This is a genomic window from Petrotoga miotherma DSM 10691 (genome assembly GCF_002895605.1).
GTDB lineage: Bacteria > Thermotogota > Thermotogae > Petrotogales > Petrotogaceae > Petrotoga > Petrotoga miotherma.
Map to the genome: position 1 here is coordinate 1 of NZ_AZRM01000021.1, position 24,906 is coordinate 24,906.

Annotated in this window: 27 protein-coding genes; 7 read left to right on the forward strand and 20 right to left on the reverse strand. The window is 33.6% G+C overall.

Annotated features, from left to right (window positions below):
• The first annotated feature begins 52 nt into the window (after window positions 1-52).
• From X928_RS04145 to X928_RS04165, 5 genes are all read left to right on the forward strand, one after another.
• Window positions 53-796, forward strand: coding sequence for an undecaprenyl-diphosphate phosphatase (locus tag X928_RS04145; protein ID WP_103078632.1), 744 nt, complete (start codon window positions 53-55; stop codon window positions 794-796).
• A gap of 86 nt (window positions 797-882) precedes the next feature.
• The gene (locus tag X928_RS04150) at window positions 883-1,383 is read left to right on the forward strand and encodes a transcription repressor NadR (RefSeq protein ID WP_103078633.1); all 501 of its coding nucleotides are present in this window, start codon (window positions 883-885) and stop codon (window positions 1,381-1,383) included.
• 55 nt (window positions 1,384-1,438) lie between these two features.
• Window positions 1,439-2,131 carry a lipid-binding SYLF domain-containing protein gene (locus X928_RS04155; RefSeq protein WP_103078634.1) on the forward strand — a complete coding sequence of 231 codons (693 nt, stop codon included), beginning with the start codon at window positions 1,439-1,441 and terminating at the stop codon, window positions 2,129-2,131.
• A 71-nt stretch (window positions 2,132-2,202) separates the two neighbouring features.
• On the forward strand, window positions 2,203-3,141 hold the full coding sequence (gene fba / locus X928_RS04160; RefSeq protein WP_103078635.1) for a class II fructose-1,6-bisphosphate aldolase: 939 nt from the start codon (window positions 2,203-2,205) through the stop codon (window positions 3,139-3,141).
• 143 nt (window positions 3,142-3,284) lie between these two features.
• Window positions 3,285-4,490 (forward strand): acetate kinase, encoded by a 1,206-nt coding sequence (locus tag X928_RS04165; protein ID WP_103078636.1) that lies wholly within the window; start codon window positions 3,285-3,287, stop codon window positions 4,488-4,490.
• 10 nt (window positions 4,491-4,500) lie between these two features.
• Here the strand turns inward: X928_RS04165 and X928_RS04170 are convergent, their stop codons facing one another.
• Window positions 4,501-5,019 (reverse strand): gamma carbonic anhydrase family protein, encoded by a 519-nt coding sequence (locus tag X928_RS04170; protein ID WP_103078637.1) that lies wholly within the window; start codon window positions 5,017-5,019, stop codon window positions 4,501-4,503.
• Between the two features lie 256 nt (window positions 5,020-5,275).
• Here X928_RS04170 and X928_RS04175 point away from each other — a divergent pair, with 256 nt between their 5' ends.
• Entirely contained in the window at window positions 5,276-5,929 is a 654-nt protein-coding gene (locus X928_RS04175; protein WP_103078638.1) for a histidinol phosphate phosphatase domain-containing protein, read from the forward strand.
• A 192-nt stretch (window positions 5,930-6,121) separates the two neighbouring features.
• Window positions 6,122-7,336 (forward strand): sigma-70 family RNA polymerase sigma factor, encoded by a 1,215-nt coding sequence (locus X928_RS04180; protein ID WP_425440354.1) that lies wholly within the window; start codon window positions 6,122-6,124, stop codon window positions 7,334-7,336.
• A 36-nt stretch (window positions 7,337-7,372) separates the two neighbouring features.
• Here the strand turns inward: X928_RS04180 and sufU are convergent, their stop codons facing one another.
• The 19 genes from sufU to X928_RS04275 form a co-directional block, all read right to left on the reverse strand.
• Window positions 7,373-7,804, reverse strand: coding sequence for a Fe-S cluster assembly sulfur transfer protein SufU (sufU, locus tag X928_RS04185; RefSeq protein WP_245857172.1), 432 nt, complete (start codon window positions 7,802-7,804; stop codon window positions 7,373-7,375).
• Window positions 7,792-9,018: a cysteine desulfurase gene (locus X928_RS04190; protein ID WP_103065228.1), complete on the reverse strand. Its 1,227-nt coding sequence runs from the start codon at window positions 9,016-9,018 to the stop codon at window positions 7,792-7,794. The genes sufU and X928_RS04190 overlap by 13 nt, the downstream gene beginning before the upstream one ends.
• A complete protein-coding gene (locus tag X928_RS04195) occupies window positions 8,996-10,213 on the reverse strand; it encodes a SufD family Fe-S cluster assembly protein (protein ID WP_103078641.1) in 1,218 nt (405 codons plus the stop codon). The genes X928_RS04190 and X928_RS04195 overlap by 23 nt, the downstream gene beginning before the upstream one ends.
• A gap of 39 nt (window positions 10,214-10,252) precedes the next feature.
• Window positions 10,253-11,668 carry a Fe-S cluster assembly protein SufB gene (gene sufB / locus X928_RS04200; RefSeq protein ID WP_103078642.1) on the reverse strand — a complete coding sequence of 472 codons (1,416 nt, stop codon included), beginning with the start codon at window positions 11,666-11,668 and terminating at the stop codon, window positions 10,253-10,255.
• A gap of 4 nt (window positions 11,669-11,672) precedes the next feature.
• The gene (gene sufC, locus X928_RS04205; protein ID WP_103078643.1) at window positions 11,673-12,446 is read right to left on the reverse strand and encodes a Fe-S cluster assembly ATPase SufC; all 774 of its coding nucleotides are present in this window, start codon (window positions 12,444-12,446) and stop codon (window positions 11,673-11,675) included.
• A 174-nt stretch (window positions 12,447-12,620) separates the two neighbouring features.
• A complete protein-coding gene (locus X928_RS04210; RefSeq protein WP_103078644.1) occupies window positions 12,621-13,523 on the reverse strand; it encodes a dihydroorotate dehydrogenase in 903 nt (300 codons plus the stop codon).
• Window positions 13,516-14,256, reverse strand: coding sequence for a dihydroorotate dehydrogenase electron transfer subunit (locus X928_RS04215; RefSeq protein ID WP_103078645.1), 741 nt, complete (start codon window positions 14,254-14,256; stop codon window positions 13,516-13,518). The genes X928_RS04210 and X928_RS04215 overlap by 8 nt, the downstream gene beginning before the upstream one ends.
• The gene (gene pyrF / locus X928_RS04220) at window positions 14,240-15,109 is read right to left on the reverse strand and encodes an orotidine-5'-phosphate decarboxylase (RefSeq protein WP_103078646.1); all 870 of its coding nucleotides are present in this window, start codon (window positions 15,107-15,109) and stop codon (window positions 14,240-14,242) included. The genes X928_RS04215 and pyrF overlap by 17 nt, the downstream gene beginning before the upstream one ends.
• Window positions 15,096-16,301, reverse strand: a complete 1,206-nt coding sequence (locus X928_RS04225) for a dihydroorotase (protein ID WP_103078647.1) — start codon at window positions 16,299-16,301, stop codon at window positions 15,096-15,098. The genes pyrF and X928_RS04225 overlap by 14 nt, the downstream gene beginning before the upstream one ends.
• A 397-nt stretch (window positions 16,302-16,698) precedes the next feature.
• On the reverse strand, window positions 16,699-16,932 hold the full coding sequence (locus X928_RS04230; RefSeq protein WP_012208495.1) for a 2-oxoisovalerate dehydrogenase E1 subunit beta: 234 nt from the start codon (window positions 16,930-16,932) through the stop codon (window positions 16,699-16,701).
• 118 nt (window positions 16,933-17,050) lie between these two features.
• Window positions 17,051-17,875, reverse strand: a complete 825-nt coding sequence (locus X928_RS04235) for an ABC transporter ATP-binding protein (protein ID WP_012208496.1) — start codon at window positions 17,873-17,875, stop codon at window positions 17,051-17,053.
• Window positions 17,872-18,471: a hypothetical protein gene (locus X928_RS04240; RefSeq protein ID WP_103078648.1), complete on the reverse strand. Its 600-nt coding sequence runs from the start codon at window positions 18,469-18,471 to the stop codon at window positions 17,872-17,874. The genes X928_RS04235 and X928_RS04240 overlap by 4 nt, the downstream gene beginning before the upstream one ends.
• The gene (locus tag X928_RS04245) at window positions 18,452-18,820 is read right to left on the reverse strand and encodes a GntR family transcriptional regulator (RefSeq protein WP_103078649.1); all 369 of its coding nucleotides are present in this window, start codon (window positions 18,818-18,820) and stop codon (window positions 18,452-18,454) included. Before X928_RS04245 ends, X928_RS04240 begins: the two co-directional genes overlap by 20 nt.
• A gap of 13 nt (window positions 18,821-18,833) precedes the next feature.
• Window positions 18,834-19,805, reverse strand: a complete 972-nt coding sequence (locus X928_RS04250) for a hypothetical protein (RefSeq protein WP_103078650.1) — start codon at window positions 19,803-19,805, stop codon at window positions 18,834-18,836.
• An 85-nt stretch (window positions 19,806-19,890) separates the two neighbouring features.
• Window positions 19,891-20,703, reverse strand: coding sequence for an ABC transporter permease (locus X928_RS04255; RefSeq protein WP_012208500.1), 813 nt, complete (start codon window positions 20,701-20,703; stop codon window positions 19,891-19,893).
• Entirely contained in the window at window positions 20,700-21,653 is a 954-nt protein-coding gene (locus X928_RS04260; RefSeq protein ID WP_012208501.1) for an ABC transporter ATP-binding protein, read from the reverse strand. Before X928_RS04260 ends, X928_RS04255 begins: the two co-directional genes overlap by 4 nt.
• Before the next feature lie 221 nt (window positions 21,654-21,874).
• On the reverse strand, window positions 21,875-22,057 hold the full coding sequence (locus X928_RS04265) for a hypothetical protein (RefSeq protein ID WP_041534039.1): 183 nt from the start codon (window positions 22,055-22,057) through the stop codon (window positions 21,875-21,877).
• Window positions 22,058-22,073: 16 nt separating this feature from the next.
• Entirely contained in the window at window positions 22,074-23,423 is a 1,350-nt protein-coding gene (locus X928_RS04270) for a radical SAM/SPASM domain-containing protein (RefSeq protein ID WP_012208502.1), read from the reverse strand.
• The gene (locus X928_RS04275) at window positions 23,404-24,756 is read right to left on the reverse strand and encodes a radical SAM/SPASM domain-containing protein (RefSeq protein ID WP_012208503.1); all 1,353 of its coding nucleotides are present in this window, start codon (window positions 24,754-24,756) and stop codon (window positions 23,404-23,406) included. The genes X928_RS04270 and X928_RS04275 overlap by 20 nt, the downstream gene beginning before the upstream one ends.
• Window positions 24,757-24,906 lie beyond the last annotated feature (150 nt).

A 24,906-nucleotide genomic window follows, 5' to 3' on the forward strand; every position in this document is an offset into this window, starting at 1 on the left:
TTTTAGAGTTTTTAAAAACACTATAAAAATCTATCATCTTAGGAGGTAAAAAGTGAAAGAAATCATATTAGGAATTGTTCAAGGTCTAACGGAATTTCTACCAGTATCCAGTTCAGGACATCTGGCTATATTTTCATCCTTTATGAATATCGATACCAACGTACCATATTTCGCCCTTCTTCATTTATCCACCTTTTTTGCAGTATTGTTCTTTGTTTGGAAGGAAGTTGTCAGTTTGATCAAGGGACTCTTTAAATTGGAAAAAGAATCACTTTCTCTAATCCTTAAATTAATCATTTCTTCGATTCCAGCTGCTATTGTAGGTTTCACTTTGGAATCTTCGATTGAATCAGCCTTTTCTTCTCTTACATTGATTGGAGTTTTTTTAATGGTAACAGCCATCTTTTTATTAATCTCTGACACACTAAAAGGCAAAAAGAGTTTAGCAGAGATAACCTATGTTGATGCTTTGGTTATAGGTCTCATGCAAGCCCTTGCAATATTTCCGGGGATATCTAGAAGTGGGGCAACGTTGTTCGGTGCTCTTTTAATGAAAACAAAAAGGGAAGATGCACTGAAATATTCCTTTTTGATGAGCCTCCCTGTAACCTTTGGGGCAGGTATTTTTGAAATAAATAAGGTAACTTTTTCTCCTTCGGTAATTTTTGGAAGTTTGTTTGCGTTCTTGTTTGGCTTATTGGGATTGTATCTACTGAAAAAAACGGTACTGGTTGGAAAATTAAAGTATTTTTCATATTACTGTTTTGCTATCGGCCTCATAGCCATTATTATTTAGGAGCTAAAACTTTGTTTAAGTATTCTCATAAAATATTTGATATAATATTTGAGAGAACCTCAATAAAGTAGCAGGGAGTTTATGGTTTGAGAAAACAAGAAAGGCTAAAAAAAATACTTAACATTCTTTCTACAAGTAAATATTCAATACCAGGGCAACAACTTGCTGAAAGATTTGGTGTAACAAGGCAAGTAATAGTAAAAGATATTGCTATTCTGAAAGCCCAAGGTTATGATATACAATCTTCACCAAAAGGTTATTCAATGAATAAGAACAATAAATTGATTAAACTGATTGCTGTTAAACACACCCCGGAACAAATTGAAGATGAATTAAAAGCCATTGTAAACTGTGGTGGTAGAGTAATTGACGTTTCGGTAGAGCATCCTGTATATGGAGAATTAAGTGGTAGAATTGATGTAGATTCCATCGAAGAAGTAGAAACCTTTATAGCAAAATTAAAAACTTCTAAACCTTTATCAATAATAAACAATGGAGTTCATTTACACAGGATTGAAGTAGAAAACGAGGATCAATTTAACTGCATAAAAAGAGAACTAAAAAAGCGAAAAATTTTGTTAGACTAACCAAGTTTTTGAGATTCCAAAGAAAGTAAAGACCTAAAAGTGAGGGATGAAAAAAATGAAAAAAAGCATTTTAGCAACTCTCATTATCCTACTGTTTTCATTTAGCCTATTTGCTGCAGTTGAAGATACTATTAAAGACGCACGTTTCGCTGTTGAGGAGTTATTATCAAAACCAGATAGCGGAGCTTTTGTTCAATTAGTAGAAATGTCAGAAGGCTTAGTAATTTTTCCTACATTTTATAAATTGGGTTATGTGGTTGGTGGACAGTATGGTGAAGGCATTGTATTAAGAAAAGATAGTGAAACAGGAAAATGGTACGGACCATCATTTGTAAATATATATGGATTAAGCTGGGGAGCACAAATAGGAGTACAATCCGCAGCGTTAATTTTAGTTGTAATGAATGAAAAAGGAATGGAAGGGTTCATGGGAAACAACTTTACCTTAGGAGGTTCAGTCGGTATTTCTGCTGGACCATTGGGTAGACAGCTTTCTGCAGATTTAGATTATAAATTACAAGCATCCATATATTCTTATTCTATTGCAAAGGGTTTCTACGCTGGAGTTTCTGTTGAAGGGGCTTATATAAGAGCAGATGATAATGCCAATGAGGATTATTATAACGAATCTCTTTCACCTGAGCAAATTTTAAAAGAAAAAGAAGTCGATAACGAAGCAAAACAGATAGTAGAACTATTAGAAAAAGCGATATTAGAAAAGCAATTAAAAGAGAAAGAAACAACTTAAAAAGGATGCTATTACAGTTTTTGAGATTCTAAAAACAATAATAAAAATTCAATAAAAGGAGGAAACAAATTATGCCTTACGTAAACACAAAAGATATTTTAGAAAAGGCGAATAAAGAGTACTATGCTGTTGCAGCTTTTAACATTAACAATCTCGAGTTTCTTCAAGCTATTGTCGAAGGAGGGATAGAGAAAAAATCTCCCCTGATAATCGAAACAAGTGAAGGAGCAATGAAGTATGCTGGTATGGGTGATCCTTTGAGAGGAGCAAGCCTGTTTGTAAAAATGGTTAGAGAGTTTGCAGATTCTTTAGATATACCAATCGCTCTGCATTTAGACCACGGGAAGAATTTTAAATATATAATATCCGCAATAAAAGCTGGTTATTCATCTGTAATGATAGATGCATCGGATAAACCATTGGAAGAAAATATAAAAACTACGAAAGATATTGTAAGAATAGCCCATGCAGCGGGTGTTTCAGTGGAAGCAGAATTAGGAAAGTTAGCTGGAATAGAAGACAACGTTGCTTCATCTGAATCAGTCCTAGTTAATCCCGATGAGGCGAAATATTTTGTAGAGGAAACCCAAGTTGATTTTCTAGCTCCAGCCATTGGTACTTCCCACGGGGCATTTAAGTTTAAAGGAGAAGCTAAATTAGACTTTGATAGATTGAAAAAAGTTAAAGAATTGACAAAAATGCCTTTGGTACTACACGGTGCTTCAAGTGTTGTGCAAGAAATGGTCGAAATAGCTGAAAATTATGGAGCTGATTTTGGAGGATCAAAAGGTGTGCCTTCAGATATTTTGAAAGAAACCGTTCGACTAGGTATAAATAAAGTAAATACTGATACTGACCTTAGAATGGCTTTTGTTGCAGGATTAAGAGAATTTTTACATAACAACCCCAAAGAGTTTGACCCTAGAAAATACATGGATACAGCAAAAGCCTATGTGAAAAAGGTGGTTTCAGATAGGTTAGAACTTTTAGGTTCTGCTAATAAAGCTTAACTCAAAGTACAGCCATGGCTTCCATGGTTGTACTTTTTTAATTTTATCCAATCAAGAGTCACCAAGATTGTGAAAAAAAGATTTTGATTTTAAAAGGAGCGCTAATATTAATTTTTAGAATTTCTAGCATAGGAGGATTTCGAATGAAAATACTAGTGATCAACTCCGGAAGTTCATCCTTAAAATATCAAATATTGGAAATGGAAAACGAAAGTTGTCTAGTTAAAGGATTGGTTGAAAGAATAGGGGAACAAGAATCGGATATTGAACAAGAAAGTAAAGGAAAAGAGTACAAAAACATAACCAAGATAAAAGACCATGAAGAAGCGTTAAAAAAAGCTATGGAATTGATCACTGATCCTGAATATGGATGTTTAAAAGAATTAGGTGAGATAGATGCGGTTGGGCACAGGGTAGTACATGGAGGAGAAGAGTTTTTCTCTTCCGTACTGATAGATGAAGAAGTTATTAAAGCTATAGAAGATAACGCTGAACTTGCTCCTTTACATAATCCTCCCAATTTGATGGGCATAAGAGCTGCTAAAAAATTATTACCCAAAGTACCCCAAGTAGCGGTATTTGATACAGCATTTCACCATTCGATGCCAGAGAAGGCATATATGTATGGCTTACCTTACGAACTCTACCAAAAGTACAAGATAAGGCGGTACGGATTTCATGGGACCAGTCACAGGTACGTATCTAAAAAAGCCTCTGAGATATTAAAAAAAGATATGAAGGAATTAAAGATGATAACGGCACATTTGGGTAACGGTGCATCTTTAGCTGCGATTGACAGAGGAAAAGTGATCGATACATCGATGGGGTTCACACCTTTGGAAGGATTGATAATGGGAACAAGAAGCGGAGATATAGATCCAGGCATCGTTCTTTTCCTTACAAGAAAAGGTTACAGTGTAGATGAAGCGGACGATTTGTTGAACAAAAGAAGTGGTGTTTATGGTTTAAGTGAAATGAGCAACGACATGAGAGATATCCGAAAAGGAATAGAAATGGGGGATAAAAAGGCAAAGTTAGCATATGATGTGTATGTATATCGTTTAGCAAAATACATTGGAAGTTATATAACCGTACTAAAAGGATTAGATGCGTTGGTATTCACAGCAGGGGTGGGAGAAAATGACGAACATGTAAGAATGGATGTCTGTAATTATTTAGACTTCTTTGGAGTTAAAATTGATAAAGAAAAAAATACTTTGTTAAATAGAAAAGAAGGAATTATCTCAACTTCAGACTCCGATGTGGAGATTTTAATAGTAAAAACTGATGAGGAATTAATGATAGCTCAGGATACAAAAAGAATAGTGGAAGAATCGAACAACAAATAGTAATGCCTGTTTAAAGGGCATTACTATTGTCTCTATAACTTTTTGCCAGATTATAGTATTCTTTGGCGTGTTCTTTAATTTGCTCAAATTCTTCGTCAGTTAATTTTCTTATGACCTTTGCCGGAACACCTAAGGCCAAACTCTTTGGAGGAATTATTTTGTTTTCTGTTACCAAAGCTCCAGCTCCTATAAGACATCCTTCACCTATCTTTGCACCATTTAATATAGTTGCTCCCATACCTATGAGACAGTTATTAGAGATTTGACATCCATGTATAATAGCGTTGTGTCCAATAGTAACGTAACTGCCAATTATAGTTGGATATTCGGTGTCGATATGAACTACTGAGTTATCTTGTACGTTTGTGAATTCCCCAATGGTTATAGAACCAATATCTGCTCTCAATGTGGCATTGTACCAAATACTCGCTCCTTTAGCGATCTTTACATCTCCAATAATTTGACAACCAGGTGCTAAAAAAACATCTTCTTCAACAACAGGATATTTACCTTTATACTCATGAAGCATAATTTCACCTCTTTAATTTAGCTAAAGTTTTTGTGATATAATTATACATCAAAAAAGTAGAGAATAAAAAAACCGGATCCACGATGGATCCGGCAAGAATGTCTGGGTTTATCTCAGGGGGATAGGGGGATCTTTCTTTTTTCACTAATATTATAATATAGAATTTGTTAAACTTCAAGGTATATGAGTTACTATTAGATTTAGAACAGTTAAAGATTTGTATACTATTATTAAGCCAAAAAAGGAGGTCTTTCTTTTGAATAAAGTCTATGATTTTCACACACACACAATTTTGAGTGATGGAGAATTAATTTGCAGCGAGCAAATAAGACATGCACAAATTCATGGTTATGCAGCTATTGCAATATCTGATCATGTGGATGAGTCCAACATAGATTTTGTTTTAAGCAGTTTGAATAAATTTGTTGATAATGAAAGTAGTTACTTTGAAGGGATCAAGATTTTGAAAGGGGTCGAAATTACCCACGTTCCTCCCTTACTTATAGATGAACTTGCAAAACATGCAAAAGAAAACGGAGCTGATATTGTATTGGTTCACGGAGAAACTATAGTCGAGCCAGTTTTCAAAAAAACTAACTATTACGCTGTAACATCAAAGTATGTGGATATTTTAGCTCACCCTGGTTTAATTACCGAGGAAGAAGTTGCCCTGGCTGCCAGTAACGGAGTTTTTTTGGAATTAAGTGCCAGGAAAGGCCATAGTTTATCCAATGGGCATGTAGCAAAATTGGCTCAAAAACATGAGGCAAAATTACTTGTAAATAGTGATTCTCACGGACCAGACGATTTTTTAGACTATGATTTTAGTTTGAAAGTGGCTATATCAGCTGGTTTAAGCATAGAAAAGGCAAAAAAGGTTGTAGAAAAAAATCCATTGGAATTATTGTAAATAACATTTTTAATGGAAGATTTACCAAAAATTTTTATTTCTTTATGTATTTTTAGAACCAAATCATATTGTTGGTGTCTAAATAAATAGTTTCATTGGGAGACTTTCTAACTTCAAGGGTGTCGTTTCTTTATGAAAGGAGGGAATTATGTGAGCAACAAAAGAATAAGTGAGAAAGAAGAGAAAAAAATAATGAAAAAAATAGAAAATATAGATTTTGAAGAAGCTGAAAAAGACGAGGAGACTCTCAAAGTAAAAGTAAAAAAGCCCAAGAAAAAAGTAAAATCAGTAGATACTTTCATTTCATTATTAATAAATAAGGCAAAGAAGAAAGGCAATAAGTTATCTTATTCCGATATTGATCATGCGATCCCTACAGATGTAGCAGACGAAATAGATAGTGATTACATTGAAAAGATTTACGACGCTTTGGAATCAGAAGGAATAGAAATTTTAGAAGAAGAAGTAGAAGAAGAAGAGAAAGATGCATTAAATGAAATAGAATGTGAAAATGAAGAGGTTGAAGAATTATTTTCAGATACAGAGCTTAAAATGTACGACAATATCTCCTTAGGTGATCCTATAAAAATATATCTCAAAGAAATAAGCAAAGTTGAGCTTTTAAGTCCTTCTAGAGAAAGACAACTAGCTAGACGAGCCCAAAGGGGTGATCAAAAGGCTAGAGACGAATTGATAAAGGCAAATTTAAGGTTAGTTATTAGTATTGCGAAAAGATACACAGGTAGAGGATTGACTTTTTTAGATTTGATCCAAGAAGGAAATATCGGATTGATAAAGGCTGTAGACAAATTTGACTGGAGAAAAGGTTTTAAGTTCTCAACTTATGCAACATGGTGGATTAGACAAGCAATCACCAGATCCATAGCTGATCAAGCAAGAACGATTAGAATTCCAGTTCATTTAGTCGAAACTATAAATAGAATGAACAAAGTCATCAGAGAATATTTACAAGAAAATGGGGATTACCCTTCAGCAAAAGAACTTGCAGAAATTTTAGATAAGCCAGAAGATAAAATTAATGAAATCCTAATGAGTGCAAAAGATGTACTTTCTTTAAATTCACCTATATCTAGCGGTAATGGTGACGATGAAGAATCTGAAACAGGAGATTTTATTAGTACCGATGAAACAACCCCAGAAGAAGAAGCTCAAAAAATGATTATGAAAGAAAGATTAGAGGAAGTTCTTGACACTTTAAATTCTAAAGAAGCTTTGGTTTTGAAAATGAGGTATGGATTCTTAGATGGTAAACAGAAGACCTTAGAAGAAGTTGGACAGTTCTTCAACGTTACAAGGGAAAGAATAAGGCAGATAGAAACTAAGGCGTTGAGAAAATTGAGACATCCAAACAGAGTAGCACAATTAAAAGATATTGTAGAAAGTTAATTAAAAAGCCGCCTCGTCGAGGCGGTTTTTTAATTTCTACTTGTTTCCACCATTGAGAGCGTCATCCAACGTATGCCAAGCAAGGGTGAAGCATTTAGTTCTCATAGGAAATTTGGAGATATCAGAAAAAATTTCAATTCCATCTACTAATTCTTTATCGAATTCTTTGCCTTGTGACATCTTAATAATTTCTTGCAAAATTTTATTTGCCTCGTCTACTGTTTTACCTTCAAGGTATTCACACATCATCGATGCACTTGCCTGACTTATAATACAGCCATGCCCTGTGAAAGTAACTTCTTTTATTATATTATCTTCTACTTTTAAATAAAGGGTTATCTCGTCTCCACAAGATAAATTTTTCCCTTCAGCTTTCTTAGCGTTTTGTATCTCTTTTTTGTACCTCTCATTTTTTGCATAATCTAATATTATATCAGAGTAAAGTTCTTCTAAACCTATTTTAACCACTCCCAAACCTTTTTTAATCCTTCACATAATTTATCAACATCTTCTTCTTCGTTATACAAATAGAAGCTTACCCTACAAGTGGCGGTTGTACCAAACTCTTTCATCAATGGCTGTGCACAATGATGACCGCTTCTAATGGCTATTCCAGTCAAATCGTTCAACATATGCGCTACATCGTGTGGATGAACACCTTTCATATTGAAGGATATTATTGACTGCTGCGTTTCGTCTTGAGGGCCGAATATTTCTAAAAAATCTAACTCTTTTAATTTTTTCAATGCATAAGAGGTGAGTTGTTTATCATGTTCTTGAATATTATCCATGCCAATACTTTCAAGTATTTCTATGGCTTTAGCTAATCCTACGGCTCCGTCAACGTTTGGAGTTCCCGCCTCAAATTTGTAAGGCAACACGTTAAAAGTAGTTCCATCGGTAGAAACTTTATCGATCATTTCTCCCCCAAACAAAAAAGGGGTCATCATGTTTAAATACTTTCTTTTACCATACAACACACCTATTCCCGTGGGTCCAAGCATCTTATGGCCAGAAAAGGCTATAAAATCACAATCCATTTTTTTTACATCGATAGGAAGGTGAGGTACAGCTTGAGCCCCATCCACAACAATAATTACATCTTGTCTGATATTTCTAATTTGTTTTATTAAAGTATTAACTGGAATAAGTTGACCGGTAACGTTTGACAAAGCGGTAATACTTACTAACCTCGTTTTATTTGTAATATGCTTGAGAAAATCAGATAAATCAAAAATCCCACTTTTAGCGGGATAGTATTTTATCTTTAAATTAAAAATTTTGGCTATTTGCTGCCAGGGAACAAAATTTGCATGATGTTCTATTGTAGATATCAAAATTTCGTCATCAGACTGCAAAATATTTGAAACTGCAACGGAATATGCTATAAGATTAAGAGATTCAGTCGCACCTTTTGTGAAAATAACTTCTTCGGCTTCAGCGTTTATGAAATTTGCAACTTTACTTCTCGCATCTTCATAATACTGAGTAGCTTCAGCTGCTAAAGTGTGCGCTGATCTGTGGACGTTGGAATGATGGTTGAGGCTGTATTCATTTACAGCATCCATAACTTCCTTTGGCCTTAACGTGGTGGCAGCATTGTCAAGATAGATCAATTTATGCCCATTTATTTTTCTTTTTAAAGCTGGAAATATCTCCTCATATTCTTTGGAAGATAACATCTTTTACCACCTGACTCATCCCTTCATCGAACACTTTAATTCTATCTATGGCAGATTCAAATAAACCTGAAGAGATTAATTTTTTGGCTTCTTCCAACGAAAATCCACGAGTCATCAGATAATATAATTTCTCCTTTTCAATAGTACCTACAGTAGCAGCATGTGCAGCATTTACTTCATTTTCATCCACCAACAAACTGGGAAGCGCTTCAGCTTTGGCTTTTTCAGAAAGGGTTAAAGTGTACTCTGATTCGGATGCATTGGCTTCTTTTGCTCCTTTTTTCAAATCAAGAAAACCCCTGAATACAGCCTTTGATTCGTCTTTTATAACGCCTTTGGCATCGATTGCTCCAGTTGTTTCAGGTGAATAGAACCTCATTAAATAAAGCATATCAATAACGTTATCTTTATTTCCCAAAAAATAAGGAAATAACTGAGCCTGCGCGCCTTCGCCAGCAAGTCTGAACACAATATGTGGCGAGGTAATTCTCCCTCCTATATTTATATCTGTGACTTGAACCTTCCCGTTTTTTTGTACTTCAACAAAAGTGTTATCAATGTTTAAACTGTCGTCTTTACATAAATTTATATTTATCAATTCTAAAGAAGCATTTTCTCTTACTATTATTCTATTTGAAGTCGTTCTAAATAAATTTTCATTTTTGTTGGACTTTATATATCTAATTACAGTGGCTTTAGAGAATGGACTTATGTTGTAAACAGAGGTTTCATATATAGGGGACTTCCAATCATACGTTAAAATAATCGGGTCTCTTTCTTCTCCTTCGTTGGTTTTTAGATAAAAACCCGTATTAGAGAACGCTTCAGCCATCAATAAAAATTTCCTATGAGCACCTTCAAAATCGTATTTTGCCAAGATTTCTATCCCTTCTTGGTCGATTCCATTCAAAGCTAGTATCTTTCCACTTGTACTAACAGGGACAAAGGAAACATATTTATCTGGCTCATAACCATTTAATTTTGCCCTTTTCCATTTAGGGAAGCCCCAATTTTTGTAAGCTTCGTATCTATAATTTTTGAATGTTTTTAGCATTTCATTAGAAATGTGTTCCAAGGATGCTTGAAATTCATAATCTCCGTAATCTCTTTTTGGTGTAATTTGGGGAATTTGCCACTCAACCGCTTTTAAATCTTTATGCCTCATATCTATAGGTTTCTCAAAAATTGTCTCCATTGTTGTTCACTCCTTGTTATAACTATTTCAAATAAAAGGTTATCCTATGCTTGATTCTACTTCTAAATTAATTAATCTGTTCAATTCAATGGCGTACTCTAATGGAAGCTCTTTGGCAAAAGGTTCTACAAAACCTCTAACTACCATGGCTTTAGCCTCAGCTTCACTTAACCCTCTACTCATCAAATAGTAAATCTGCTCTTCTTTGATTCTACCTATACGTGCTTCATGCCCAACATCTGCTTCATCAGTGTAAACCTCGATAAGAGGCACAGTATCGCTTTTAGATTCGTTATCAAGCATCAAGGCTTGACAAGATACCGAAGCTTTTGCACCTTTGGCGTTCTCTCCTACCTTCAACCATCCTCTGTAAAAGGCCCAACCACCGCCGATACTTATACTTCGTGCATCGACATTTGCGCTGGTATATGGCGCAAACATGAAAACTTTGGATCCTGAATCCATATGTTGATTTGGGCCAGCATAAGTGATCGCCTTAGTTTCGGTTTTCGCTCCTTTGCCTCTTAGTATTGAAGATGGATATATCATCGTTTTATGACTCCCCAAAGAACCTGATACCCATTCCATTATACCGTCTTCATCAACTATTGCCCTTTTTGTATTCAAATTGTATGTGTTTTTACTCCAATTCTGAATCGTTGCATATTTTACCCTTGCACCTTTCTTTACGTATATTTCTACCATCCCGGCATGAAGGTTTGTTACTTCATAATAAGGAGCAGAACATCCTTCTATGAAAGCCAGTTCACTTCCTTCATCAGCAACTATTATCGTATGCTCCATCTGCCCCATTCCAGGATTATTCATTCTAAAATAAGCTTGAAGCGGCAATGGAACTTTTACACCTTTTGGGACGTATAAAAATGTACCTCCGCTCCACACAGCACCATGTAAAGCGGCATACTTATGGTTTGTAGGAGCCACTGCTTTCATGAAATATTCTTTAACTAAATCAGGATACTTTTTAACCGCACTTTCCATATTTAAAAATATAACTCCCAAATTTTCAAGCTCTTTTTTTATATTTTGATAAACGATTTCCGAATCGTATTGTGCACCAACACCAGCCAATGCCTTTTTCTCTGCCTCTGGAATTCCTAGTTTATCGAAAGTATCCTTTATTTCCGCAGGGACGTCATCCCACGATCCGGATGTTTTTCCCCTTGGCCTAATGTATGCAACAATTTTACTTACATCTAAGTCAGAAACATCAACCCCGAATCGAGGATCCCTCCACGTGTTAAATATATGTAAAGATTTTAAACGTAAATCTCTCATCCAGGTAGGTTCTTCTTTTTGTTCGGATATTTCTTGAACTACCTTTTCGTTTAAACCCGGAATAGTTTTGTAAACATACGTCTCGGGATTTTTAAAATCGAATTTGCTCTGGTCTACCAATAAATCTTCTATGTTAACATTTTCATTTTTAGCCATAATTTCACTCCTCAGAAATAGTTATTCCCATTTCTTGCTCCAACGTTGAGTAACCGTTTTCCTCTATCTCTTTAGCTAATTCTTCTGATCCTGTTTTAACTATTTTCCCGTCTATATATATATGTACGTAATCAGGAACAACAAAGTTCAAGATTCTTTGATAGTGTGTAATGAGTAATACTCCCATATTACCAGTTTTTACTCTGTTGATGTTTTCTGCTACTATTCTCAGTGCATCAATATCTAAACCGGAATCTATCTCATCCAATATACTCAATTTTGGTTTAAGAAAACCCATTTGTAGTATTTCACTTTTTTTCTTTTCACCACCGGAAAACCCGGTATTGATATATCTTTCCAGAAATTCTCCGTTGAGATCTAAATTTTGGGATAACTGGGATATTACTTTATTTAATTCCAATAGTGTAATTTTATCCTCTTTATGAATGTTTCTGAAGGAATTAATCAAGAATTGTCTCATCTTTATCCCTTCAACCTCTTCAGGAGTTTGAAAAGACATAAACAAACCTAATTTAGCCCTTTCATCTGTAGAAAGATCTAAAATGGATTGCCCTTCAAATAAGATATCTCCTGAAGTAATTTGATATTTTGGATTCCCCATGATAACATGGGCTAATGTAGATTTTCCAGACCCATTTGGCCCCATTAATGCATGTATCTCACCCTTATTTATAGTTAAGTTAACACCTTTTAATATTTCAACATCTTCATCTCTAACTTTTGCCTTCAAATCCTGTATTTCTAAAAGAGCTGACATCCCTTTTCCTCCTTCTAATTAGCAATGTTATTTTGTGCATGCTTTACTTTAAATTCTACCATATTAGTCAACTTTAAGTCAAGAAAAATTGTACAAAAAACAGTACCTTAAACAACACTTAAAGTTTAAACCAGAATCTCCATAATTAGTTAAGTTTCAACATATTTTAAAATACTAAATGATCCCTCTTATTTCCTCTAAAGTTGAAATCCCTTCTTTTTGTAAATATTCTTCTATACCTTCAATTATTTCAGCACAAGCATTGGGATTTATAAAATTAGCAGTGCCTACTTGCACAGCCCACGCACCTGCCATTATATACTCAATCACATCTCTATAATCCATAATTCCCCCAATACCTATAACAGGAACATCAACAGCTTTTGAAACTTCATACACCATTCTTAAAGCAATAGGTTTTATACAAGGCCCTGATAGACCAGCAGTTATATTATCAAAAATGGCTTTTTTCTTGCTTATATCTATCGCTAAGGCAGGAAAAGTGTTTACAAGTGATAGTGCGTCTGCTCCTGCTTCAACGCAACTTTCAGCCATTTCAACGATATTTTCAGCACTTGGAGATAATTTTACTATTAGGGGCTTTTGGCAAACTTTTCTAACTTGTGTTACAACGTTGCTAGCTATTTCTGCCTTTGTACCGAAAGAAATGCCTCCTTCTTTAACGTTGGGGCAGGAAATGTTCAGCTCTATCATATCAATCTCGGTTTGGTTTAGTTTTTCAACGGAAATAACGTATTCTTCAATCGTATTTCCACTAACGTTGGCAATTATCACCGTATCCTGGCTGTTTAAGAAAGGAAGCTCTTCTACAATAAATGCGTCTATACCGGGATTTTGTAAACCAATACTGTTCATTATGCCCCCTATGGTTTCATGAATCCGTACACCTTTATTTCCTTCTCTTTCCCTTAAAGTTAGCCCTTTGGTTGATAATCCACCTAATTTAGAGATGGGAAAGTATTCTAAAAACTCCCTACCAAAACCAAAAGTCCCAGAAGCAGCTATTACAGGATTTTTAAACTCTACCCCAGCGATTTTCACTTTGGTATCAATCATCAAAAAATACCTCCCTTCCCTCAAAAACGGGTCCCTCTTTACATACCCTTTTCATCCCAGATTTTGTCTTTATACTGCATCCCAAGCATGCTCCCATACCACAGGCCATGATACTTTCCATAGAGACAAAAACAGGAATCATATTTTCACATTTTTCAACTACTTTTTTCATCATGGGAGAAGGACCGCAAGTGAAAACAACATCATATTTTTCTGGTCTGAATATATCCGTTATGAAACCTTTTTGACCTGTAGAACCATCTTCAGTCGTTATATAGATCTTATTCACATACTTTTGTACGTAGTCCATATAATAAACTTCATTTGTAAATCCAGCATAAAAATAGATCTCTGTACTCAACTTTTTTGCCAAATAAATCATTGGAGGTATACCGATACCACCGGAAATTAAAGCAGCTTTTCCATTTACATTCAAATTAAAACCGTTCCCCAAGGGACCCAAAACCTTTAACTTATCTTTTGGTTTCAGTTTGGATAGGTAATTTGTTCCTCGTCCAACAATTTTGTACAAGAAAGTCACAACGTTTCCTTCTATATTGCATATACTAAAAGGTCTAGACAAAAGAGGATCAAAATCCCAACTACGAAACATATAAAACTGTCCAGGATCACCCAAACTGTCGTTGGATTCTAATTGAACTTTCAACTCGAATATGTCTTTTGCGATTTCAGTATTAGAGGAAATATCTACTTCCCTATACCCCTCTTTCACTTTGAATATCCTCCCTCATGTCAAGTACCGCTTTTCTGGCGTAATCTGCAAATCTTTGGCCCCCATCCTCGTAATTTTTATAAGCGGTAATTATCCCCCTTGAAGAGTTGATAACGCCACCATTACCGTTGTTTAAATAAAGAGAAACGTCTTTTCCAGTAGCCCCCTGATGACCGTATCCAGGAATCAAAAAGAACATATTTTTGTATCTATTTCTAATTTCTTTTGCTTCCTCAACATGTGTCCCACCTACAACCGCACCTATTGAACTGTAGCAACAACTTCCTCGGTACTTAGCCCCTATTTCATTGAGTCTGTCTCCGATAATGTAATAAAGATATTCATCTTTTGGAGATACTTTCAAATACTGGATATCTTTGGCTCCTGGATTCGATGTTCTTAGAAGCACGAAGACTCCTTTTTCTCCACTTTCAATGTATTTAAGGAAAGGTGTTAAGGTATCAAAACCAAGATATGGATTCAAGGTTATAAAATCAACCTCAAACTCCCCTTCAAAATGAGCTTTAGCGTACATCTGAGCGGTGGATGAAATATCACCTCGTTTTATATCCCCAATCGTTATCTTTTTTATACTTCTTAAATATTCTATCGTTTTTTTATACCCTAAAAGGCCTTTTATGCCGTATGCTTCATAATATGCTATTTGTAATTTATATACCGGTACTAAATCACATGTTTTGTCTATTATCTCTTTGTTGAATTTGAACAAAACTTCATCAATATCTTGATACTTTTCTTTTAAGTTAACGGGTATATAATCCAAATGGGTATCCAATCCGACACAAACATTCCCATTTTTTTCAACCTCGTTGAATAATCTATCTATTATCAAATTTGTCACTCCCCTTTTTGTATTTGACCTCTCCCTTTCTAATTGTTGCTATAACTTCTCCATAAAATTCCATCCCATCAAAAGGAGTATTTTTGCCTTTGGATAAAAATTCGCCTTTGTTGATTTTAACCTTCTTTTCTAAATCTACAATAACTACATCTCCATCGTATCCTGCCTGTATTTTTCCCTTTTTAACCCCTAACATTTGTGCTGGTTTTGATGACATAAGTTGAGATAAGCGATTAAGTGTAATTTCTTCACTTTTTACCAACTTCGTATAACAAACGGGGAAAGCAGTTTCTAACCCTGATATACCTGGTGATCCTTTTTCTTTGTCTTGCATAGAATGTGGGGCGTGATCAGTTGCTATAATATCTACAGTCCCATCCTTTATTCCCTTGATTATTTCCAAAACATCTTCTTTTTCTCTTATTGGAGGATTAACTTTGTAATCATAATTGTATAAGGCTAAGTGGTGGGGGGTAACTTCGCAGGTAAGATTTTGTATCTCTCCTTTTGCCTTCCTTATACCTTCTATTGCCTCTTTTGTACTTACGTGGGCTAAATGAAGCCAAGCCCCTGTCAATTTCGCAAGGTATATATCTCTAAAAGTCATCAAATTTTCGGAAAGTCTCGTGTTTATCGTTACTATTTCATTATCTTCTTCATGTGCTATGATAGTTAACCCTTTCTCCTTTGCTTTTATCATCGCTAAATACATAGTCAAATTTGACTGAACACCTTTTCCATCATCGGATATGAATTTCACACTATCCTCTATATAATCCAAATGTTCTAAAGATTTTCCATCAAAGTTCTTTGTAATAGAAACCGTTTGGTGAATATCGATCAAATTTAACTCTTTAGCTTTGTTCAACACATAATTAACCACTTTCATATCACTGCATATAGGATTGGTGTTACCCATTAGATTCACGCATGTGTATCCGCCTTTCAATGCTGCTAAACTACCAGAATGTAAATCCTCTTTATATGTATAACCAGGATCTCTGAGGTGGACATGCATATCCACAAAAGCAGGCATAACAACCAAACCTTTTGCATCTATAGTATATGCATCGTAATTCAAATCCTTGCCATAATTATCTATCTTCCCATCTTTAATGTACAAATCCCCAAATAAATCTTTTTCTTCATCCACAATCCTACAATTTTTAATCAAAACATTTATTTTAATTCACCCCCCTACATAGATTCTTTTTTATTCTACCAATTTTACTACTAATGTTAATACATAGAAAAAAAGTAGTGTTAACTTTGTTTGACTTCAAGTTTAACACTACCTTTGACTTTTTAGATAATACATAATGGACCCTCACTTTTTCTAAGAATAACTTTTCTATGTTTTTGTAATTGCTTAATATATCGCTTATGTATTTTATTTTCTCCTACATGATATCAGATTATTTAATCATTTGCTCATATTTAATTTTTCTCTATCCACACTTTGTGGGAGAGAACCAATTTTTTATTTTTTGAAAATTTCTTCTACCAGCTGGTCTTCCGTGATTTTTAAGTATTCTGAGACATCTCTTAATATGTTATTTAACGTACCTATTTTTAGAAATTTATGATTTGGAACTTTCGGCATATTTGAATGTCTCTTCTTTCAAAATATGCAATCTTATAATATCAGGAATATCTTCTTCTTTATCAAAGTGACATTTTATAGCATCTTTAATATTTTCTTTAAGCTCATCCAAGGAAGATCCTTCTGTAAAGATTGATTCTCCCAAAGCCCTTGCGTTATATCCGCTTTCTGGATCTTCTTCTACTATAAATATTATTTCTTTGACTTTCATCAGATTCATCCCCTTTTATTTTACTAGTATCTAAAATATTATATTATATGGGGGATACCTTGTCAGAAAAGCATCCATCCTTTCTTTTTATCTTTTTGAAAAGGAAGAAAAAGAACCGTTATTTTTTAATTTCAAAAGGGGTAAAAGTCTGGATACTCCTTAAATATCCCAGAACAATTTCGTTAAATGTCGCAAATCTTCCGATCTCTTCTTCAGTTTTTACCAATACCTCTTCTTCAAAGTTAGCAACAACTTCACCACTTGGAATGGGTTCACCTTTTCTTATCATCCTGTGCTTTTCTTTAGCAGAATCCATATCGTCTGTATATAATATTTTACCTTCTTTTATAATTGCAAAAGATGAGGATATTTCCTCGAGCTCATATATTTCGTGAGAAGATATGATTATCGTCTTGTTCGTTTCATTTGCATAATTTCTTAAAATTTTTAAAGCCTCCGATCTTATAACGGGATCAAGGTTCTGAGTTGGTTCGTCTAAGAGCAAAAGATCGGCGTTACTGGATATTGTTAGTGCCAAATAAAACAATGTTTTCATACCCATGGAATATCTTTCCACTTTTTGGTTTATGTCGAGGTTGTAATGTAAAACAAAATTAGAAAATGTTTCTTCATTGAAGTTAGGATACAACATACTCCAAATTTTTAGGTAATCACTTCCTTTAAAATTAGAAAATGTTAATCTATCTTCTGTCATCACCGAAACCTTTGCTTTTATCTTAGGAGTTATTTTTTCAGAAAAAAGCTTTATCTCACCATTGTTTGGTTTCAATTCACCGTATAGACATCTCAAAGTTGTTGTTTTCCCTGCACCATTGGGACCTATTAGAGAAAAGATTTCACCCTCATTTACGTTAAAATTGATCTTGTTCAATATCGGTTTTGAATTGAAACTTTTAACTAAGTCTTTCACTTCTACTATCATTTTTGTACACCTCTTTTTTCAAACAGATATAAAGATATGAGTAAAAGAAACACAGAAAATATCAAACTTGCCCAAACATTCCCTTGATATGATGGACTAATATATTTATAGGGATTTACGGCATAACTGGAACCAATTCCCCCAAGGATTCCATCAGCGATCAATATCAAAAATGGTATCCCAAAGGTATCTCCCCCTAATGTAACAGAAATTATAATAATAGCAAAATAAGCGGTTGCAAATATTATGACACTCAAGATCTTTAAAAGTGCTATTGATAAGTACAAACTTCCAAAGTTAAAAAAGGCTAGCCCAATAGAACTTGGTATAACTATCAATAGCAGGGAAAGTACATAAGATGAGAAGAATACCTCTCTGTACGAATAAGGAAGGGATATTATAAGTGAGAACTTCCCGTTTCTTAAATCATGTCCGATCATGTTTGTAAGGAAAAGGAATATGAAAAATAACGTTAAAAACAGTTTTTCAAAGGTTATGAAAAATAAAAAAATCAAAGAAAATATAAATATTCTTCCACTTTTTTCAGTAAACTCCTTTTGAAAGTACACTTCCAACTTATTCAGAAAATTGACCATCTTTCCAAACCTCCTCCAAAATTAATTTTATAGTTTCTAAGTCTATGTCTTCCTTTTTTAATTTTTCTACACAATTTCTAATCTCATCAACAATGCCTTTTTTTAAATCTATATTCTTTGAAACAAAAAAACCTACTCCATGTTGGGCTTCTATGTATCCTGATGTTTCTAACTTATCTAAAGCTTTTAAAATCGTGTTTATGTTGACTTTGAAAACTGTACTCAACTCCCTAACAGGTGGTAATTGATCACCTTCTTTTAGATTTCCCATAATTATTTCCTTTTTTATTTGGTTCATTATTTGTAAATAAGATGGTATCCCACTGTGTTTATCTACTTCATACAGCATATTTACAACCCTTTCAATATTTTTTTCTTCTGATCTTAATTCTGCCTTGGGTATCGAGCTTTAACCTTCCTTCATTATCCGAAGGTTCTAGAAGTTCTAGATCACCATAAGCCCCTTTAATTGATAAATACCTCGTACCTACCCATTTATCCATGTATTGTATGGTACCTGTCAATGCTGCGCCGTTAATATAGATATGTTCTGCGTTAATTACTGAGAGATCAATTTCTATACCAGCGCCGTTTAGCGTCAACTCTTCGGCATCTACCAAGCCATCCCAACTAATCCCTGATGCATTGACTTCGACGTGATCCACGTGTATATTGCCCTCAAAACTTAAACCTGTTGAATTTATCGAAAGATTACTCGCTTCAAGCGTCGTACTGAAATTAAGCCCAGTGGTATTTAAATCAAAATTTTCTACTTCTAAATTCCCCCCCATATTTAAACCTGTTGAGTTTATCCTTATGTTTTTGTAGGGTACTTTTGAGCCAATTACTATGATATATTTTTGATCTTGAATGTTTGATGTTAATGTTAGTGTATCTTCATTTCTCCTATGATTAATTTGACTAGGAATGTAAATCTGGTCAGACGTTTCATCAAAAATTATTTCTAAATTTATTCCTTCAATTTGTAAATTTTCAGCCCTTTCTATGTAGATATCAGGTTGGATTGCTTCAGTATTAGAATTGTAACTATAATCGTTTTGGTTATATAATTCTTCCCAGTTGAAAATATTATTCCATAAATTATCCCAATCTATATAGGAATTCATAAAATAAGAAAAAATACTTGCTGGTATCACAAATAAAACCACCACTAAAATAACAAACAAGATTTTAAAGCTTTTGAAGTTAAGAGCCAGAAGAACAATCGCAACTGTCGAAAAAATGATTTTCAAAAAGAGAGAAGGTATAAAAAGAGCCGAAATACTGAAAACAACTGCAAGAACAAGCTTTAACAAATAATTATACCTGTACATTTACATTCACCTCCAATGTTTTGTTGTTATATTTAACTATAACACATATTGTACAAAAAAGTCAACTTTTTGAGTTAAATAATGTCTAATACTCTATCAAACTACCTGTTTCTCTTGCTTTATTGAAACCGAATCTGAACAACAACAATCCCAAAGGAATCGTCAGTAAACTCATGATGATCAAAACTATTATCTCGTTCTTCACATCAGCAAAGGTGGCCCCTGTCAGTAAGGACTTTCTCAATGCACTTAAAGCATATGTGGGCGGCAAAAAATATGAAAAACTCCTCAACCATGCTGGTAATATGGATATTGGGTATAGTACCCCACTAACAAGGCCAGACAGTGTACTAAAAATCCAACTTATTGGATCTCCCATCTTTGTTACCATTATTACTCCTGCACTCATAAGACCTATCCCACTTATACATATTATTGAAAGTATTAAAATGAATAACGATAAAATTATATTTATTGTCATTTGAATATCGAATATCAAAACCAGAAACAAAAAAATAACTCCTACATTTATTGTAGTCCATATGAAACTATTTATTCCATTGAATATTAACAGTTGCCACAATGGTGTGTTACTCATCAATAAATATTCAAGTGTTCCCATTGTTTGTTCTGACCTTATAGAATTTCTAAAAGAATCTAATGCAACTGAGACATAGCTCATATACATTGTTCCTGTTATTAGAAATGCCATTAAGTCTCCACCGTATGGTTCGAGCATGGGGAAGGTGTTCCCTTCTTGCAAAAAATTAGCCATGAATCCAAACCTTAAAACACCTATCAGCATACTTGCTATTCCAAGTATTGCGTACGTTCTATAACTGAAGTTTGTTATGAATCCTCTTTTAATGAATATCCATAATTTTTTTAAAAAACTCATTTTTTATCATTCCTTACAAAGTTTATGAATACTTCTTCTATTGAAGGTGTTTCAACATTTATTGTAAGTATCTTTCTGTCTTGGTTTTTCAGTTTTTCTATCAGTTGATCAAGTACTTCTGAAGAATTTTCGACTTCTATTTCAAATTCGTTATCTTTTATCTTTCTAAATAGGTTTATCTTTTCTTTGATGCCGTCTTGTGCGATTAAATCTTCATTGATACCTTTATCTATTTTCACTTTTATTATTTCTTTTTTTAATACTCTTTTTAAGTTTTCTTTTTTATCAACAGCGAGCATATTCCCTTTGTTCAATATACCTATCCTATCGGCAAGAAGTTCTGCTTCATGCATATCGTGTGTGGAAAGTATAATAGTTTTATTTTTATCCTTGAGAGATAGAATTATGTCTCTTATCTCATTTGCACTTATTGGGTCGATAGAAGATGTTGGCTCATCGAATATGTATACATCAGGATCATGTAATAATGCTCTTGCTAAAGAAAGTTTTTTCTTCATACCAGTTGAGTATTTCATATACTTTAAATCTTTGGCGTCTTCTAAATTGAACAGATTGAGTAAAAAGTTTATCCTTTCTTTTAAGTCCTTACTTTTTATACCGTACAAAGTACCAAAGAACTCGAGGTTTTGATAACCATTCAATCTGTAATAAAACGATCTTTCAAATCCTGTTGATAACCCTATCGATTTTCTTACCTTGTACTCATCTTTTTTGATGTTGTATCCGTTAACCCAAGCATCTCCATATGTCGGTAGTATGAGAGTGGAGATGGTTTTTAGAAAGGTAGTTTTCCCTGCACCATTAGGTCCAAGCAAAACAAATATCTCTCCATTTTGAATGGATAGGTTTATATCTTGTATGGCTCTTATTTTTTTCTTTTTTACTTTGAATATCTTCGTTAGGTTTTGTGTTTTTATCGTTTCCAGAATATCGTCCCTTCATTCATATCTTACGAAAGATAAAAATTAAACAAACATACATTATTTTACATCATTATCATGCAATAATCATTACCTTTTCGATATTTTTAAGATCACATTTTTATTCATATCGTGGATGCAGTAAATCTCATCCTAAAGATACTACGATTGAACCCCACTTTTCGGTTGATTAATCTCTGCCATCATTTCTAATTGCAAATGAGGCTAATTTAATTGTTTTCTCCATTTGCACATAGCCAAGGAAATTTTTTATCCTGACATGGATTGTTACACTGTGGATTGTGGCAATAATCACAATTTTTAACTGTTTCGCAACCTTCCTTCTCGCCATTTTCTCCACAAGCAGCTAAATATCTGTCTTTATCAAACACAGGTTCATTTATGAATTCCATAATATCACCACCCCTTTTAAATTTTTACTCCTAATTTTTTATCAGATAATAAAGAAACCATTTCTTTTAGATTGTATTTTAAAGGAATGCATGTGTATGGTTTCCTCCATGGAGAGCTATTTAACCTATCAACAACAACTGCATTAAAAACGCATCCTCCCATGCACATTGGAAGTACAGAACATTCCATACATTTTTGATCTTCGAACGGTTCGTAAGTTATCCATTTTTCAAATTTATGGTTTAATTCTATATCTTCTTTTGTTATTTTACCTACAGAAGAAAATTTATTTCCTATCTCTCCCCAACACTTGTAAATACTCCCATCGACATCTATTACACAACTATTTTTACATAAGGCATCACATCTGGCCATTCTTAATCTTCTAAATGGATTGAATGGATAATCGGGTATGAGTGTGATGACTTCTTTGTATAGTTCTACTTCCACATTAGCAAATTCTCTCAATGTAAGCATCTCATCATTAAATCCCGTAGATAGTTCTTCCACTACCTCAACTGGTTGAAAATCAAAATCAACTCTCCATCCCTTTTCTGCAAGTATCTTTATCATTTTTTTCACATTTTCTATACTATTTTTAGAGATATTTGTTCTAATGGTTACATACATCTTATCTTGTGCATAGTTTATATTTTCCATAATTTTATCAAAAGTAGGCTTGTCACTTTTAGTCTTTCTATATTTGTCATGAAGAGTCTTATCTCCATCAATTGTTATTATTACGGAGTTTACTCCACAGTTCAGTAGTCTATTGACAATGTCATGAGTTAACAAATAACCGTTCGTTACGACATTCGCTTCATACTTTACTTCGAACTTCTTACACATTTCTTCAAAACCTTTACTTAACGTTTCTAATTCATCGAGTGCAAGAAGCGGCTCTCCTCCATAAAAAGTTATGCTCAATACTTTAGGATGTTCTTCTTCAAATCTTTTTTCCGTCATATTTAGAATTGTGTTTACAATATTTTTTGCTATTTTTGCGGGTTTCTTATCCATTAAAGTTATCAACATTTGTTGATAGCAATAAACACAAGAAAAATTACATTCTTCAGTTAAACTTATAGTATATCTTAAAAATCTATCACTGTATTTGTAATTGTTTAACCTCATCTTCAAATATGTTATTTCGTCAAATTCATCAGGGATAATGTATAATCCTTTTTTCAACTTTTCTATATCTTCATCAGATAGCTTTATTTCTTCTATATTTCCACTTTCAAGAACTTCTTTAACTTCTTTTACTTTGTTTGGTTCAACATATAGAATGGCATTTGAAATGCTATTAAATAAAATGAGATAGTTATCTTTTTCTATAAGTTGATTATACCTTGATATTTTCATCTTTTTTCACCGCTTTCAGCTTTCTTTCCATGTCTTTTGTGAAATACCACAATCTTGCGAAAGATTCTAAAGCAGTTTTTTCTTCTGGGCATCCTCTAACTCCTGAATTCACTATAGCATTTCTACATCCTCCAAAACATTGAGGGAGTAACTCACACTTTTTACATTCTTCATCTTGAAAAGCATCGTGTTTATACCATAAAAGGTACTTTGTTTTATCATATTCGATGCCATTGTTTGTTACTTTTCCAAACTCGTTCCCCTCATTTACTGCAACTGTACAAGGGAAAACTTCGCCTTTAGGCCCTATTAAAATAGAAGATTCACAGTCATATTCACAATAAATCGGATTAGAAAGAATAGGAAGAAAAGTTTCAAATCCTTTTTGAGATGCATAGTAATAGAACTTAGCCAATTTTTCGTAAGAATTTTCCCCTCTAAAATTCATAACTTCACGATGAATTTCTTTTTCCGTTTCCCCACCTTGAAATATCCATCTAAAATAAATTCTTAGACGGTCTTTTGGAAGAATTTCAAGCGCATCCACCAACTTATATATTGCGTCATAATTATCTGGGCCAACGTTAACTCTTAGAGTAATTCTTGATTCTTTTGTCAATTCGAAGAAATTTTTTATATTTTCAAACATGATATCATACGTTGGTCCTCCTCCCTTTAAGGGCCTATACTTGTCATGATATTCCTTTGGGCCATCAAGAGTTATTTGTACGTTGCGTATCATTAATTCGTCAAATAGCTTGGCTTTTTCAGCTGAAAGTAAGTATCCATTTGTTGAAATGGAAGAAGAAAAATTAGTTTTATATTCTTCACAAGCTTTTATCACTTTTTCATTAATATATTTCATAGTATCAAATTTTAAAAGAGGTTCACCACCAAACCAGCCAATATGTATTCTTCGTTTACTTTTTGCCACAGTTGAAATATAATTTGCAACTGTTTCAGTTGTTTTCTCATCCATAGTTGGTCCTTCATGTGTTTCATAGCAATAAATACAATCCAAATTGCATCTCATTGTAGGCATTATTGTGAAACTTATAAAACTAGCATCATATCTGCTTCTATAGTTCATTGCCTTTAAATGTTGTATTTCATCAAAATTCTCTTCTATTAAATAACCGCCATATATAAGGTCATTTTTTAAATCTGCATATTCTCTTGACCATTCTTTATTTGGCGATTCCATTATTTCTTTTATTTTATTATATTTTTCTTTATTTACAGTCGCAATTGCTTCTGTTAAAAGATTAACAAAAACAACTTTGTCTCCATCCTCAAAAATAACATTATAATTCGAGTTTTTATATCTTAGCATTCAAATAACCTCCCACTTTTATTCTGTGTTCTATTTTTATCATACACTTTTCTATATGATTTTCAAGCGATTTTTTTATTGGCCTCAAATATAGATAGAAACGTATTTTCAGAGATTAGCTCAAAAAACCTTATGTAAACTTTAATTACG

Bases quoted from the DNA above. Each gene is read 5' to 3' on its own strand.
- X928_RS04155 (WP_103078634.1), top strand. From the start codon at position 1,439: ATGAAAAAAAGCATTTTAGCAACTCTCATTATCCTACTGTTTTCATTT.
- fba (WP_103078635.1), top strand. From the start codon at position 2,203: ATGCCTTACGTAAACACAAAAGATATTTTAGAAAAGGCGAATAAAGAG.
- X928_RS04165 (WP_103078636.1), top strand. From the start codon at position 3,285: ATGAAAATACTAGTGATCAACTCCGGAAGTTCATCCTTAAAATATCAA.
- X928_RS04170 (WP_103078637.1), bottom strand. From the start codon at position 5,019: ATGCTTCATGAGTATAAAGGTAAATATCCTGTTGTTGAAGAAGATGTT.
- X928_RS04180 (WP_425440354.1), top strand. From the start codon at position 6,122: ATGAAAAAAATAGAAAATATAGATTTTGAAGAAGCTGAAAAAGACGAG.
- X928_RS04190 (WP_103065228.1), bottom strand. From the start codon at position 9,018: ATGTTATCTTCCAAAGAATATGAGGAGATATTTCCAGCTTTAAAAAGA.
- X928_RS04195 (WP_103078641.1), bottom strand. From the start codon at position 10,213: ATGGAGACAATTTTTGAGAAACCTATAGATATGAGGCATAAAGATTTA.
- sufB (WP_103078642.1), bottom strand. From the start codon at position 11,668: ATGGCTAAAAATGAAAATGTTAACATAGAAGATTTATTGGTAGACCAG.
- sufC (WP_103078643.1), bottom strand. From the start codon at position 12,446: ATGTCAGCTCTTTTAGAAATACAGGATTTGAAGGCAAAAGTTAGAGAT.
- X928_RS04210 (WP_103078644.1), bottom strand. From the start codon at position 13,523: ATGATTGATACCAAAGTGAAAATCGCTGGGGTAGAGTTTAAAAATCCT.
- X928_RS04230 (WP_012208495.1), bottom strand. From the start codon at position 16,932: ATGAAAGTCAAAGAAATAATATTTATAGTAGAAGAAGATCCAGAAAGC.
- X928_RS04235 (WP_012208496.1), bottom strand. From the start codon at position 17,875: ATGATAGTAGAAGTGAAAGACTTAGTTAAAAGTTTCAATTCAAAACCG.
- X928_RS04240 (WP_103078648.1), bottom strand. From the start codon at position 18,471: ATGGTCAATTTTCTGAATAAGTTGGAAGTGTACTTTCAAAAGGAGTTT.
- X928_RS04245 (WP_103078649.1), bottom strand. From the start codon at position 18,820: ATGCTGTATGAAGTAGATAAACACAGTGGGATACCATCTTATTTACAA.
- X928_RS04250 (WP_103078650.1), bottom strand. From the start codon at position 19,805: ATGTACAGGTATAATTATTTGTTAAAGCTTGTTCTTGCAGTTGTTTTC.
- X928_RS04255 (WP_012208500.1), bottom strand. From the start codon at position 20,703: ATGAGTTTTTTAAAAAAATTATGGATATTCATTAAAAGAGGATTCATA.
- X928_RS04265 (WP_041534039.1), bottom strand. From the start codon at position 22,057: ATGGAATTCATAAATGAACCTGTGTTTGATAAAGACAGATATTTAGCT.
- X928_RS04270 (WP_012208502.1), bottom strand. From the start codon at position 23,423: ATGAAAATATCAAGGTATAATCAACTTATAGAAAAAGATAACTATCTC.
- X928_RS04275 (WP_012208503.1), bottom strand. From the start codon at position 24,756: ATGCTAAGATATAAAAACTCGAATTATAATGTTATTTTTGAGGATGGA.